This window comes from Klebsiella sp. GG_Kp146 (genome assembly GCF_040061975.1).
GTDB lineage: Bacteria > Pseudomonadota > Gammaproteobacteria > Enterobacterales > Enterobacteriaceae > Klebsiella > Klebsiella quasipneumoniae.
This window is the reverse complement of the sequence record NZ_JBEAHA010000006.1, coordinates 36,126-49,696: the sequence shown is the minus strand read 5'-3', so window position 1 is coordinate 49,696 and position 13,571 is coordinate 36,126. Positions and strand designations below refer to the sequence as shown.

Sequence of the window (13,571 nt, the reverse complement as noted above, 5' to 3'; positions counted from 1 at the left end):
CTCTTGCAGATGTAAAAAGGAAGCCGCGGCTTCCTTTTTTTATGTTCTAAAACGGTCGCAAACCGCCGCCTGGCGCGATCGCGCTACTCCACATCACGACAGCGGCCACCAGCAGCGCCACGCCGCCGGCCAGCGCCAGCGTCAGCCAGCCCACCTGACGCCACAGCGGCGGCGCCTGATGCCGACCCAGCTTCACCGCCAGCTGGCGAAAACTGTGCACCAGCAGCGCCAGCGCCGTGATAGTCAATGAGGTCCCTGCCGCCATCGCCAGCGCCGCCGCCATCCCCCAGTTGAACACCCCGATCACCTTGCTGAACAGCAGGACCATGATCGCCCCCGAGCAGGGACGCATGCCCATCGACAGGACAATCACGGACCGAGCCCGCCAGTCGTCGCCGGCCTGCAGCTGCTCCGGGGCCGGGAGATGCTGATGCCCGCAGCCGCAATGTTCGTTATGAACATGATGCGGGGTAAACGCGGTAAACGTTGGCCGGCTCAGCAGCAGACGCAGCTTTTTCAGCGCCCGCCAGCAGAGCAGCAGACCTAACGCGCCCACCAGCAAATAGCTCCCCTTCTCCAGCCAGAAACTACTGAGATGCAGCTGGCGCGCCGGCAGCTGCAGCAGCGCCAGCACCACTACCACCAGCGCGATAGCCACCAGCCCCTGCAATAAAGAGGCGGCCAGCGTCAGGTTAATACTCGATTTCAACTTCGAAGGATGGGTGGCAAGCCAGGTGGTAATGACAATTTTGCCGTGGCCGGGCCCTAAGGCATGGAGCACCCCGTAAACGAAGCTGAACCCAAGCAGCGACAGCCCCGCCGCCGCCGGGTTCTCCGCCACCGCCTGCAGCAGGCGGCTGAGCTCCAGATTGAGCGCGCGCTGCCAGACCGCGCTCTGCATCAGCACCTGCGGCCAGGCCTGCCACAGCCAGAAGCCGCCCGTGACGCTCACGGCCAGCAGTAGCGCCAACGGCCACAGCGCTTTCCAGCGCGACGCGCGCGTGCGCGGGGTAAAAATTACTGACATGTCAGGGTCACCTTCTGGGCAAAATAGCTGCCCAGCGCCATATCCTCCGGCGGCGCATCCGCTTTATCCAGCGACTGGGCGTATGAGAGCATTTTGTCATTCGGTTTTGGCGTCATTACCGTTGCCTTACAGTCGGCCTGCAGCCCTGCGGGCAGGGAAAAATCGCTATCTTTGTCATAAAACATGTCGACATAGTAGGTTGGGTCGAAAGTGGAAAAGGTAAATGTCTGTCCGGCAACGGGTTGCGGCGTCGCCAGCGGCAGGGTGAAGGTCAGTACCGCCTGCAGGCCGTCGCGCTCAAGACCGTAGCCGTCGGGGCGATTTTCAAATTTCACCCGCTGGCCGTTGTGCCACAGCTCGCTGAAATAGTGCTGGCCGAGCACGTTGGCCATCACCTCCGCCGCCAGTTTTTTCCATATTTCGCTGCCCGGTTTCGCGTTTCCGGCGTCGTAGAGCAGATCCGATGAGGTGATTTCATCCATCGTCCAGCGCATTTTAAACCCGCTCAGCAGGCCGTCTTTGACCACCGGCTCGCTCTGCAAACTGATGAAGCTATGCGGATGCGCGGCGGCTGTCCATGATAAAACCATGAAAAACGCCGCGCTGGTGCATTGTTTCACTCTGTTCATCTGTTCCTCACGTGAAAAATTCTGTGAACTTCGCCAGCAATCCTGAGCTAAAGCGGGCGCACTTCCCTGCCCCCGCCGCTGTCATTGTCTATTCTTAGCGGAAACCCTAACTGGAACTTACCAGATGATGACCGTCATTGAACCACCATCTGCGCTTTCCAGTCCACAGCGCCGTAGCCAGGTGCTCCTGATGTTTTATCTGCCCGGACAGTCGGTAACGACTGAACGGCTTGGCAGAATCAACCTCGTTGATGAGACCACGGCCCGGCAGGATATTGAGGAGACCGGACGCGAAATTCAGCGTTACCACCGCCTGACCCTTCGGTCACAGGTGGACGGCAGCTATCGGATTGAAGGCGCCGCGCTCGACCAACGTTTATGCCTGCTGCATGCGCTGCGGCGGGGCCTGCGCCTGTGCCCGCAGTTCGTTAACCATCATTTTACCCCGGCGCTGAAAACGCAGCTTAAACAGGAAGGCATCGCCCGTACTCTGTACGATGATACTAACCTGCAGGCGCTGGTGAACCGCTGCGCGCGAGCGCTCAATCGCCAGTTCGACTGCCGGGACGTTCAGTTTCTGCGCCTGTACCTGCAGTACTGTCTGCTTGAGCATCACCGGGGATATTCACCCGACTTCAATGATGAACAGCAACGCTGGGCGCAGACCGCCGCCGAGTTCACGCTGGCGCAGGAGATTGTCCGCCACTGGCAGCGTCGGGTCGGCGCGACGCCGCATGTCGGAGAGCCTTTTTTCCTCTCGCTGCTGTTTATGATGCTCAAAACCCCCGATCCGCTTCGCGATGGTCACCCGCAGGATCGACGCCTGCGGCTGGCTATTTCCGGCCTGATCCACCGCTTCCAGATGCTCGCCGGCAGGTCGTTCAGTGACGAGCAGGGGCTGAGCGATCAGCTTTATATTCACTTGTCGCAGGCGTTGATCCGCAGCGTGTTTGCTATCGGCATCGATAACACGCTCACAGAGGAAGTGAGTCGGCTCTATCCTCGCTTACTGCGTACCACCCAGGCGGCATTGAGCGAATTCGAAGAGGCCTGGCACGTCCGTTTTAATGAGGAAGAGACCGGCTTAATTGCGGTGATCTTTGGCGCCTGGCTGATGCAGAAAAGCGACCTGCATGAGAAGCAGGTCCTGCTGCTGACCGATGATAATCCGGATATGGAGGCGGCCCTGGAGCAGCAGTTGCGCGAACTGACGCTGCTGCCGCTGAACATCAAATACCAGAACGTAGAGCGCTTTCAGAAAGAGGGGGCGCCCAAAGGGGTGACGCTTATCGTCACCCCCTATGCGACGGCGCTGCCGCTGTTTTCACCGCCGCTGATCCACGCGGAGAACTGCTTCACTGAACGCCAGCAGCAGCATATCTGCGCGATGCTCGAAGACTAGGCCGCCACCGTTTTTGGCCGGATAGCCAGCGCCGGGATGGTCAGCAGCGCCATCACCCAGAACACGCCCTGGTGCAGGTGCTGGTAGAGGAAGCCGGCGAAGACGGTCATGATGGCAATACTGCCGCCCATCGCCACCGCGGAGTAGACGGCCTGCAGGCGGATCACTTCGCTGCCCTGGCGGGCGGCGATATAGCGCATCGCCGCCAGATGACACACCGTAAAGGTGCCGCAGTGAAGGATCTGCGCGAGGATAAGCCCCGGCAGCGCCGTGGTCCAGCCCATCAGCGTCCAGCGGACCAGCCCGCACAGGGCAGAGAGCAGCAGCAGATCCCGCGCGCTGAAGCGGCGGAACACCTTTTTACTCAGCGCGAAGATCACCACTTCCGCCACCACGCCTAGCGACCACAAATAGCCCACCGCCGAGGCCGAATAGCCTGCCTGCTGCCAGTAAATGGCGCTAAAGCCGTAGTAGGCGGCGTGCGCCCCCTGCAGCAGGCAAACGCAGGCGAGAAAGCGCCAGCTCTGGCGCACCAGCGTCAGCCAGGCCGCCAGCCCGGCCCCCTGCTGCTGGCGCGACGCCCCCTCGGGCATCACCGACGGTTTCAGCAGCATGCCGAGCAGCATCGAGGCGACGCCCAGGCTGAGCATCAGCAGGATCGCCCGGTAATCAAACAGGCTCACCAGCTTGCCGGTCAGCGCCGAACCAATCACAAAGGCGATGGAGCCCCATAGCCGCACCCGGCCATAGTCCATGGTGATTTGCTTTTGCCAGGTATTGGCCAGGGCATCCGTCAGCGGCACCAGCGGCGAAAAGAACAGATTGAAGCCCACAATGATCGCCAGCAGCCATGCGACATGGCTGCCGGCCCAGAAGGCCAGCGCGAAGAGCAAGGTTAACAGCGCCAGCACGCGCAGCGCGGCGATCAGCCGGGAGGGGTCGCTCACCCGCGGGGCGATCAGCAGGCTGCCGAGAAAACGGGCTACCAGACCGGCGCCGAGCAAGATGCCGATGGTTTCCGGGGTCAGTCCGTTACCGGCCAGCCAGACGCTCCAGAAGGGCAGAAAAATACCGTAGCTAAAAAAGTAGGTGAAGTAACTGAGCGCCAGCCAGCGCGTGGAGTGCAAGACCATGATTTCCTCCCGAATGGTGGCGACAGTCTGGCGATAAACCCCGGCGGACGCAAGTCAGGCAGAAAGCGGAAAAAGGCGGTTTATTCACCACGGTGCCTCGTTCTCCGGGCGATGCCCCTGGCGGAAAAAATGGCATTCCGGCGGATACCGCGGCTGAAACGCAGTGCCCGAGGCGTTGGAGTTAGCCATGGCGTAGGATGACAGGCCAGACAGGCTGACAGACATAACCCTGAAAGTTTGCGTTAAAATCGTGAAGTTCATCACAGCTCACGACCGACGTTCAGGCGCCGCCGCCCGTCAGCGGTCCGCTAAAGACAGGAGATTATCCTGCAGCCGCATGCTCTCTGGCCGTGGCGATAAAATCGGCCAGCGCCGGCTTGATGGTGCCTTTTTTCCATGCCATCAGCAGCGCAATGGTCGGGGCATTGCCGGCGATAGGACGAAAAACCACCCGGCCAGTATTAAAATGATTCATATAACCGGGTATCAAAGTCACCCCGAGCCCCATCCCCACCAGATTCATGGTCACCAGAATATTGGTCGCCACCTGGACAATACGCGGCTGGCTTTTTTGCTGTTCGAACCACGCCTGGACGATCGGCGCCAGCGCCCCAGAGTACGCCGGGTCAGTGCTGACAAAATCAACGCCGTCCAGCTGGCTGGCGCTCACCTTCTCTGCTTTCGCCAGCGGATGATCTACCGGCAGCACCACCACCAGCGGTTCGTGGAGCAACTCAAGATAGTCAATTTCCGGACTGTAGATCGGTTGGCGCATCAGTCCGATATCCAGTTCACCGCTGCGAATTTTATCTTCCTGCTCGGTGGTGATAAGACTGACCAGCTCAACCCGGGTATTCGGTTGTTTGCGGCGAAACAAGGGCAGAACGCCGGGCAGCAAATTGACTTCGGCCGACGGAACAAAACCAATCGCCAGGTGGTTATCGTGCTGGACGATTTTTCGCGCGCGCATTTTGGCACTCTCTGCCTGGTCGAGTATCGCCTTCGCATCCTGCAGAAAACACTCCCCCGCCGCCGTCAGCGTCACCTTGCGTTTGTCGCGCTCAAGCAACGACACGCCGACGCACTGTTCCAGATCGCGAATTTGACTGCTCAGCGAAGGCTGCGAGGTATGCAGTTTTTCTGCCGCGCGGGTGAAGTTTAGTTCCTGCGCCACCGCGACGAAATAGCGCAGGTGCCTCAATTCCATCAACCCCTCCTTGTTATCGATAAAACATCTCAGCTGGTAGAAATTAACTATTTCACACATTGATAACCCACAAGCAACATAAGGATGACACAAAAAAGAGAAGGTCAATACCTCTTACCCCACAGGATGAAAAAAATGACCATCAAAATGAAAACCGATGTCTACCAACTGGTCGACCCGCAAAACGGTCGCGTCACCCCACGGATCTATACCGACCCTGAGATCTATCAGCTTGAGCTGGAGCGGATCTTTGGCCGCTGCTGGCTGTTTCTGGCCCATGAAAGCCAGATCCCGCGGGCAGGGGATTTCTTTAACACGTACATGGGTGAAGATGCCGTGGTGGTGGTCCGCCAAAAGGACGGCAGCATTAAAGCCTTTTTAAATCAATGTCGTCACCGCGCGATGCGCGTGAGCTACGCCGACTGCGGCAATACCCGAGCCTTCACCTGCCCCTATCACGGCTGGTCTTATGGCATCGACGGCGAGCTGATCGACGTCCCGCTCGAGCCGCGCGCCTACCCGCAGGGGCTGTGCAAGTCCCACTGGGGGCTCAATGAAGTCCCGTGTGTGGAAAGTTACAAAGGCCTTATTTTCGCCAACTGGGATCCTACAGCCCCCACGCTGCGTGACTATCTGGGCGATATGGCCTGGTATCTTGACGGCGTCCTCGACCGTCGTGAAGGCGGGACCGAGATCGTTGGCGGCGTACAGAAGTGGACCATCGACTGCAACTGGAAATTCCCCGCCGAGCAGTTCGCCAGCGACCAGTATCACGCGCTGTTCAGCCACGCCTCGGCGGTGCAGGTGCTGGGCGCGAAAGATGATGGCAGTGAAAAGCGCCTGGGCGAAGGACAGACCGCCCGTCCGGTGTGGGAGACTGCCAAAGACGCGCTGCAGTTTGGTCAGGAGGGGCACGGCAGCGGCTTTTTCTTCACCGAACAGCCGGACGCTAACGTCTGGGTCGACGGCGAGGTCTCCCGCTATTACCGCGATACCTTTGCCGAAGCCGAGCAGCGGCTGGGCACCGTCCGCGCCCTGCGCCTCGCAGGTCACAATAACATCTTCCCGACCCTCTCGTGGCTAAACGGTACCGCCACGCTGCGCGTCTGGCACCCGCGAGGACCGGATCGGGTTGAGGTCTGGGCATTCTGTCTCACCGATAAAGCCGCCTCCGATGAGGTCAAAGCGGCGTTCGAAAACAGCGCCACGCGCGCCTTTGGTCCGGCTGGTTTCCTCGAGCAGGATGACTCGGAAAACTGGTGTGAAATTCAAAAACTGCTGAAAGGACACCGGGCGCGTCACACCAGCCTGTGCCTGGAGATGGGATTAGGCGAGGAAAAACGCCGCACAGACGGCATTCCCGGGATAACCAACTATATCTTTTCCGAAACTGCCGCCCGCGGTATGTACCAGCGCTGGGCCGATCTGTTAAGCAGCGAAACGTGGCAGGAAGTGCAGGAAAAAACCGCCGCTTACCAGCAGGAGGTGATGAAATGAGCGCCTTAGTCTCTGCTGAACTGCACTACCGCATCAGCCAGTTCCTCTACGAGGAGGCGCGTCTGCTGGACGACTGGCAGTTTCGCGACTGGCTGACGCAGCTGGACGACGAGATCCGCTACACCATGCGCACGACCGTCAACGCCCAGACCCGCGACCGTCGCAAAGGGGTCCAGCCACCGACCACCTGGATCTTTAATGACAACAAAGACCAGCTTGAGCGCCGGATTGCTCGCCTGGAGACCGGCATGGCATGGGCAGAGGAGCCGCCATCCCGCACCCGCCATCTGATTAACAACCTGCAGATCAGCGAAACCGGACAACCGGATCGCTTCGCCGTGCGCCTTAACTATCTGCTATATCGCGCACAAAAGGAGCGTGACGAGACCTGCTACGTCGGCACGCGGAGGGACACCGTCCGCCGTCTGCCTGGCGGCGAGTGGCGCCTGACGGCAAGAGAGATCGTGCTCGATCAGGCAGTGATCGCGTCCCACAACCTGAGCGTACTCTTCTGATGAATCGAATATTCGCCTGCTCCACCGTTGAGCTGCCGGAGGGGGAAGCCCTCCGCCTGGAGACCTCTCCCGTTATTGCCCTGTTCCATATTGGCGGAGCGTTTTATGCCGTTAACGATCGCTGCAGCCATGGCAACGCGTCGATGTCCGAAGGCTACCTGGAAGACGACGCGACGGTGGAATGTCCACTACACGCCGCCAGTTTCTGCCTGAAAACCGGCAAAGCGCTGTGTCTGCCCGCCACCGAGCCGCTGACCACCTATACGGTGCACGTGGAAGGCGGTGAGGTGTTTATTGATATTCCTGAGGAGGCCTGATGAGCGATTTACGCGATAACATGGTGTTGATTACCGGCGGCGGTTCCGGCCTGGGTCTGGCGCTGGTTGAGCGCTTTATTGACGAGGGGGCGAAGGTCGCGACCCTCGAACTGTCCGGCGCGAAAGTCGCCAGCCTGCGCCAGCGCTTTGGCGATCGGGTGCTGGCGGTGGAAGGCAGCGTAACCCGCTACGGTGATTATCAGCGCGCAGTGGATCAGATCCTCACCACCTATGGCCGTCTGGACTGTTTTATCGGCAACGCCGGTATCTGGGATCATAACGCCTCCCTGATGGACACCCCGGCGGAGGCGCTGGAGAATGGCTTCCATGAGCTGTTCAACGTCAACGTGCTGGGCTATCTGCTCGGCGCCAAGGCCTGCGCCCCGGCATTAATCGCCAGCGAAGGCAGCATTATTCTGACCCTCTCCAACGCGGCCTGGTATCCGGGCGGCGGCGGCCCGCTCTACACCGCCAGCAAACATGCGGCGACCGGCTTAATTCGCCAGCTGGCCTACGAGCTGGCGCCGAAGGTGCGGGTCAACGGCGTTGGCCCCTGCGGGATGGCGACCGATCTGCGCGGCCCGCAGGCGCTGGGGCAAAGCGACACCACGATAATGCACTCCCTAACGGCGGAGAAGATCGCCGCCATCCTGCCACTGCAGTTTTTCCCCGAACCGGTCGATTTCACCGGCCCGTACGTCATGCTGGCTTCCCGACGTAATAATCGGACGCTGAGCGGGGTGATGATCAATGCCGATGGCGGGCTGGGGATCCGCGGGATCCGCCATGTCGCCGCCGGACTAAACCTGTAAGGAGTGATGATGAGCGAACCGATGATTGCCATTATCGGCGGTGGACAGGCCGGGGCGATGGCCGCCGCGGCCCTCCGCCAGCAGGGTTACCAGGGTCCCCTGCACCTGTTTTCTGATGAACCCCATTTACCCTATGAGCGCCCGCCGCTGTCGAAAGCGATGCTGCTGGATGCAGATCCACAGCGACAGCCGGTGCTCCCCGCCAGCTGGTGGCAGGACAACAACGTCCAGCTGCATCTCGGTGTGACGCTGCGCGATATCGATCGTCAGGCGCAGAGCCTGACGCTGGCAGACAATCGCGTCTTTCACTGGCGACAACTGCTGCTGGCGACCGGAGCCGCCGCCAGGCCGCTGCCGCTGCTCGACGCGCTGGGGGAACGTTGCCTGACCCTGCGACACGCCGGCGATGCTGCGCGTCTGCGCGCGGCGCTGCAGCCAGGGAGCGAGGTGGTTATCATCGGCGCAGGCACCATCGGCCTGGAGTTGGCCGCCAGCGCTATTCAGCGCGGCTGTCGCGTCACGGTGGTGGAGCAGGCATCGACGGTGATGGGTCGCAACGCCCCGCCGCCGGTCCGCGATTACCTGCTGGCCCGCCATCGCCAGGCCGGGGTACGGGTGCTGTTGAACAGCGCCATCGAACAGGCGGAACAGGGAACCCACCTCTCCCTCACTTTACAGAGTGGCGAAACCCTGCGCGCCGGGACGGTCGTATATGGCATTGGCATCGTGGCTAACGATGCTCTCGCGCGCCGCGCCGGGCTGGAGACCGACAATGGCATCGTCGTGGATGCCGACGGCAGGACCTCGGACCCGGCTATTTTTGCCGCCGGCGACGTCACGCTGACGCGGCAATCAGATGGTTCGCTGTCGCGTGTCGAGAGCTGGGAAAATGCTAATATCCAGGCGCAGATTGCCGCTGCGGCCATGCTTGGCAAACCACGCCCCGCCAGGGCGCCAGGCTGGTTCTGGACCGATCAGTACGAAGATAACCTGCAGTTTATTGGCGATATGCAGGGCGAAAAGTGGTGGTGTCGGGGAGCGCCCGCCGATCGCAAAGCGATCTGGTTCCAGCTGCGCGACGGCGTGTTAACCGGCGCGGTCACCCTCAATCACGGTCGCGAGATCCGCACGCTACGCAAGCTCATCCAGAGTGGTCAAGCGGTGAATGCCGAAACGCTATGCGATGAAAACGTCCCGTTAAAAATGCGGTAATTTCGTTGTTCAGCGGACCGGGGATGTTGCCAGGACTAACGTGGCGGGAAGCAAAAACGTGTATTACGTTTAAAGGACACTTCTCTCATAACGAGCTGATTATGAACACACTCCGCTATTTTGATTTTGGCGCATCCCGCTCTCTGCTACTGCTTATCGCCCGCATCGCCGTGGTAGTTCTGTTTATTCTTTTTGGCTACCCCAAACTGCTGGGCTTTGACGGTACGGTGCAGTACATGGCCGCCTCCGGCGCGCCGATGCCGACCCTGGCGGCGATTATCGCCGTCATTATGGAAGTGCCTGCCGCCATTTTAATTGTGCTGGGCTTTTTCACCCGCCCGCTGGCGGTCATCTTTATCTTCTACACCCTGGGCACCGCGGTGATTGGCCATCACTACTGGGATATGACTGGCGATGCGGTATTGCCGAACATGATTAACTTCTGGAAAAACGTCAGCATCGCCGGCGCTTTCCTGCTGCTGGCGGTAACCGGCCCCGGAGCGATTTCGCTCGACCGCCGCTAATCTCCAGACGCAAAAAAGGCCGCAAACGCGGCCTTTTTGATGTCAACGCTAACGCTTACGCATAAACCGGGAAGCGGGCGCAGATATCCAGGACTTTGCCTTTCACGCGCTCAATGACCGCGTCGTCATTGATATTGTCCAGCACATCACACATCCAGCCAGCCAGCTCTTTGACTTCCGCTTCTTTAAAGCCGCGGCGAGTCACTGCCGGAGAACCGATACGGATACCGGAGGTTACGAACGGGCTCTTCGGATCGTTCGGCACGCTGTTTTTGTTGACGGTGATGTTGGCGCGGCCCAGGGCAGCGTCAGCTTCTTTACCGGTCAGGTTTTTATCCACCAGGTCCAGCAGGAACAGATGGTTCTCAGTACCGCCAGACACCACTTTGTAGCCGCGGTTCAGGAACACTTCCACCATTGCTTTGGCGTTTTTCGCAACCTGCTGCTGGTAAACTTTAAACTCTGGCTCCATCGCTTCTTTCAGCGCCACCGCTTTCGCTGCGATAACGTGCATCAGCGGGCCGCCCTGCGCGCTTGGGAATACCGCAGAGTTCAGTTTCTTGTACAGCTCTTCGCTACCGCCTTTCGCCAGGATCAGGCCGCCGCGCGGACCGGCCAGGGTTTTGTGGGTGGTGGTGGTCACGACGTGAGCATGCGGAACCGGGTTCGGATACACGCCAGCGGCAATCAGGCCTGCCACGTGCGCCATATCGACAAACAGGTATGCGCCGATGCTGTCAGCGATTTCACGCATTTTTGCCCAGTCAACGATACCGGAGTAAGCGGAGAAACCACCGATGATCATCTTCGGTTTATGTTCCTGAGCCTGCTTCGCCATGTCGTCATAGTCAATTTTGCCGGACTCATCAATACCGTAAGGGATGATGTTGTACAGTTTGCCGGAGAAGTTAACCGGAGAGCCGTGAGTCAGGTGGCCGCCCTGCGCCAGGTTCATCCCCAGCACGGTATCGCCCGGCTGCAGCAGCGCGGTGTAAACGGCAAAGTTAGCCTGGGAGCCGGAGTGCGGCTGGACGTTAGCATAGTCAGCGCCGAACAGCTCTTTCGCGCGGTCGATAGCCAGCTGCTCAACCACGTCGACATATTCGCAGCCGCCGTAGTAACGCTTGCCCGGATATCCTTCAGCATATTTGTTGGTCAGCTGAGAGCCCTGCGCTTGCATCACGCGCGGACTGGTGTAGTTTTCGGAGGCGATCAGTTCGATGTGCTCTTCCTGACGTACTTTTTCCTGCTCCATAGCCTGCCACAGTTCGGCATCATAATCGGCAATGTTCATTTCACGCTTTAACATCCGCATCTCCTGACTCAGCTAACAATAAAATTTCGGCCTAAAAAGGCGGTCCGATTGGACAACGGCCCACAGTATAACCGAATCATTCTGTGATAACAGGTCTTGACAAAGGATTTTACGCAAACGTTTGGCTCCGCATGACACAAGGCTTTGAGCAATAACGCCTCTCTCAGTATCAACGGATTTCTTTTCAGGATTGTGATGCAAATTCTTCATGTTGTAACTGCAACGGCGGAAAGTGTTAAAGAACCATTTACAACGCAGGGTTATTTCCTTAAGATGTATTTAAAATACATCATTAAAGTAACACACAAGGAAGCACGCTATGCTCGACGCTCAAACCATCGCTACGGTCAAAGCCACCATCCCCCTGCTGGTAGAGACTGGACCAAAATTAACCGCCCATTTCTACGATCGTATGTTTGCGCATAACCCGGAGCTCAAAGAGATCTTCAATATGAGCAACCAGCGCAACGGCGACCAGCGAGAAGCGTTGTTCAACGCCATTGCCGCCTACGCCAGCAATATCGATAACCTGCCCGCCCTGCTGCCGGCGGTGGAAAAAATCGCCCAGAAACACACCAGTTTCCAGATCAAACCGGAGCAGTACAACATCGTGGGCAGCCATCTGCTGGCGACCCTCGATGAAATGTTCAGCCCGGGTCAGGAAGTCCTTGATGCCTGGGGGAAAGCTTACGGCGTGCTGGCGAACGTTTTTATCGGCCGCGAAGCCGAGATCTATCAGCAAAACGCCAGTAAAACCGGCGGCTGGGAAGGGACCCGCGCGTTCCGCATCGTGAAGAAAACCCCGCGCAGCCAGCTTATCACCAGCTTTGAGCTCGAGCCGGTCGACGGCCAGCCGGTCGCCGATTACCAGCCTGGCCAGTATCTGGCCATCTGGCTGAAGCCGGAAGATTTCGAATATCAGGAAATTCGCCAGTACTCCCTGACCCGCAAAGCGGACGGCAAGGGCTACCGCATCGCGGTTAAACGCGAAGAAGGCGGCCAGGTTTCCAGCTGGCTGCATAACCATGCCAGCGAAGGCGATGTGGTCTATCTCGCGGCGCCGGCCGGGGACTTCTTCCTTAACGTTGAACCGCAGACGCCGGTCACTCTGCTCTCCGGCGGCGTCGGGCAAACGCCGATGCTGGCGATGCTGGATGCGCTGGCGAAGAGCCGCCATCAGGGTCAGGTGAACTGGTTCCATGCGGCGGAAAATGGCGAAGTCCATGCCTTTGCGGATGAAGTACAGGCGCTCGGCGCGGCGCTGCCGGCGTTTACCGCTCACGTCTGGTATCGCAACCCGAGCGAGGCCGACCGTCAGGCAGGACGTTTTGATAGCGAAGGTTTGATGGATTTAGCGGCGGTGGCGGAAACCCTTCGCGACCCGCAGATGCAGTTCTATCTCTGCGGCCCGGTGGCCTTTATGCAGTATGCGGCGCAGCAGCTGGTGGCGCAAGGGGTGAATAAAGACAACATTCATTACGAATGCTTCGGGCCGCATAAGGTGCTGTAAGCCCCGACGACGCGGGGATTTGTAGGCCGGGTAAGCGCAGCGCCACCCGGCAATACTGCAGCGAGCGGCGAGCGTTAAATCGCCGCGTCGTCTTCTTCGCCGGTACGGATACGAATCACGCGCGCGACATCAAAGACAAAGATTTTACCGTCACCGATTTTGCCGGTCTGCGCGGTACGGATGATGGTATCCACACAGGTATCGACGATATCGTCGGTCACCACGATTTCAATTTTCACTTTCGGCAGAAAATCCACCATATACTCCGCGCCGCGGTAGAGTTCGGTGTGCCCTTTCTGGCGGCCAAAGCCTTTCACTTCCGTTACCGTCATCCCGGTGATGCCGACTTCGGCCAGCGCTTCACGCACGTCATCCAGTTTGAAAGGTTTAATAATCGCATCAATCTTTTTCATGGTGTTCCTGTCTTAGTCGCGTAACCGGTTGCTTACCGTATCATAACTTGCGCTATGT

At 59.1% G+C, this 13,571-nt stretch carries 14 protein-coding genes; 8 read left to right on the top strand and 6 right to left on the bottom strand.

Going from position 1 to position 13,571, the window contains the following annotated elements; genetic code table 11:
• Window positions 1-46: 46 nt before the first annotated feature.
• Both ABLU95_RS08295 and ABLU95_RS08290 read right to left on the bottom strand, forming a co-directional pair.
• Window positions 47-1,027: a nickel/cobalt transporter gene (locus tag ABLU95_RS08295; protein WP_060590176.1), complete on the bottom strand. Its 981-nt coding sequence runs from the start codon at window positions 1,025-1,027 to the stop codon at window positions 47-49.
• Complete coding sequence (locus ABLU95_RS08290; protein ID WP_101978397.1) at window positions 1,018-1,656, bottom strand: DUF1007 family protein; 639 nt, start codon at window positions 1,654-1,656, stop codon at window positions 1,018-1,020. The genes ABLU95_RS08295 and ABLU95_RS08290 overlap by 10 nt, the downstream gene beginning before the upstream one ends.
• Window positions 1,657-1,780: 124 nt before the next feature.
• Between ABLU95_RS08290 and csiE the strand changes: the two genes are divergently transcribed.
• Complete coding sequence (csiE, locus tag ABLU95_RS08285) at window positions 1,781-3,058, top strand: stationary phase inducible protein CsiE (protein ID WP_348879228.1); 1,278 nt, start codon at window positions 1,781-1,783, stop codon at window positions 3,056-3,058.
• On the opposite strand, the gene ABLU95_RS08280 is transcribed toward csiE, so the two are convergent.
• Both ABLU95_RS08280 and hcaR read right to left on the bottom strand, forming a co-directional pair.
• The gene (locus ABLU95_RS08280) at window positions 3,055-4,191 is read right to left on the bottom strand and encodes a 3-phenylpropionate MFS transporter (protein WP_048336304.1); all 1,137 of its coding nucleotides are present in this window, start codon (window positions 4,189-4,191) and stop codon (window positions 3,055-3,057) included. The genes csiE and ABLU95_RS08280 overlap by 4 nt on opposite strands.
• A 322-nt stretch (window positions 4,192-4,513) precedes the next feature.
• Entirely contained in the window at window positions 4,514-5,398 is an 885-nt protein-coding gene (gene hcaR, locus ABLU95_RS08275) for a DNA-binding transcriptional regulator HcaR (RefSeq protein ID WP_086075126.1), read from the bottom strand.
• A gap of 135 nt (window positions 5,399-5,533) precedes the next feature.
• On the opposite strand from hcaR, the gene hcaE reads away from it, so the two are divergent.
• The 6 genes from hcaE (at window position 5,534) to ABLU95_RS08245 (ending at window position 10,275) form a co-directional block, all read left to right on the top strand.
• A complete protein-coding gene (gene hcaE, locus ABLU95_RS08270) occupies window positions 5,534-6,895 on the top strand; it encodes a 3-phenylpropionate/cinnamic acid dioxygenase subunit alpha (RefSeq protein ID WP_048336305.1) in 1,362 nt (453 codons plus the stop codon).
• A complete protein-coding gene (gene hcaF, locus ABLU95_RS08265) occupies window positions 6,892-7,410 on the top strand; it encodes a 3-phenylpropionate/cinnamic acid dioxygenase subunit beta (protein ID WP_023290652.1) in 519 nt (172 codons plus the stop codon). Before hcaE ends, hcaF begins: the two co-directional genes overlap by 4 nt.
• A complete protein-coding gene (gene hcaC, locus ABLU95_RS08260) occupies window positions 7,410-7,727 on the top strand; it encodes a 3-phenylpropionate/cinnamic acid dioxygenase ferredoxin subunit (RefSeq protein WP_044524356.1) in 318 nt (105 codons plus the stop codon). The genes hcaF and hcaC overlap by 1 nt, the downstream gene beginning before the upstream one ends.
• Complete coding sequence (gene hcaB / locus ABLU95_RS08255) at window positions 7,727-8,539, top strand: 3-phenylpropionate-dihydrodiol/cinnamic acid-dihydrodiol dehydrogenase (RefSeq protein WP_080901520.1); 813 nt, start codon at window positions 7,727-7,729, stop codon at window positions 8,537-8,539. Before hcaC ends, hcaB begins: the two co-directional genes overlap by 1 nt.
• Before the next feature lie 9 nt (window positions 8,540-8,548).
• Complete coding sequence (hcaD, locus tag ABLU95_RS08250; protein ID WP_243806664.1) at window positions 8,549-9,751, top strand: phenylpropionate dioxygenase ferredoxin reductase subunit; 1,203 nt, start codon at window positions 8,549-8,551, stop codon at window positions 9,749-9,751.
• A gap of 101 nt (window positions 9,752-9,852) precedes the next feature.
• Window positions 9,853-10,275: a DoxX family protein gene (locus ABLU95_RS08245; RefSeq protein ID WP_023290656.1), complete on the top strand. Its 423-nt coding sequence runs from the start codon at window positions 9,853-9,855 to the stop codon at window positions 10,273-10,275.
• A 55-nt stretch (window positions 10,276-10,330) separates the two neighbouring features.
• Here ABLU95_RS08245 and glyA read toward each other — a convergent pair whose 3' ends face one another.
• Window positions 10,331-11,584: a serine hydroxymethyltransferase gene (gene glyA, locus ABLU95_RS08240; RefSeq protein ID WP_002914027.1), complete on the bottom strand. Its 1,254-nt coding sequence runs from the start codon at window positions 11,582-11,584 to the stop codon at window positions 10,331-10,333.
• A 325-nt stretch (window positions 11,585-11,909) separates the two neighbouring features.
• Here glyA and hmpA point away from each other — a divergent pair, with 325 nt between their 5' ends.
• Entirely contained in the window at window positions 11,910-13,100 is a 1,191-nt protein-coding gene (gene hmpA, locus ABLU95_RS08235; RefSeq protein WP_023290657.1) for an NO-inducible flavohemoprotein, read from the top strand.
• A 74-nt stretch (window positions 13,101-13,174) separates the two neighbouring features.
• Here hmpA and glnB read toward each other — a convergent pair whose 3' ends face one another.
• Window positions 13,175-13,513 carry a nitrogen regulatory protein P-II gene (gene glnB, locus ABLU95_RS08230; RefSeq protein WP_002914032.1) on the bottom strand — a complete coding sequence of 113 codons (339 nt, stop codon included), beginning with the start codon at window positions 13,511-13,513 and terminating at the stop codon, window positions 13,175-13,177.
• Window positions 13,514-13,571: the final 58 nt, after the last annotated feature.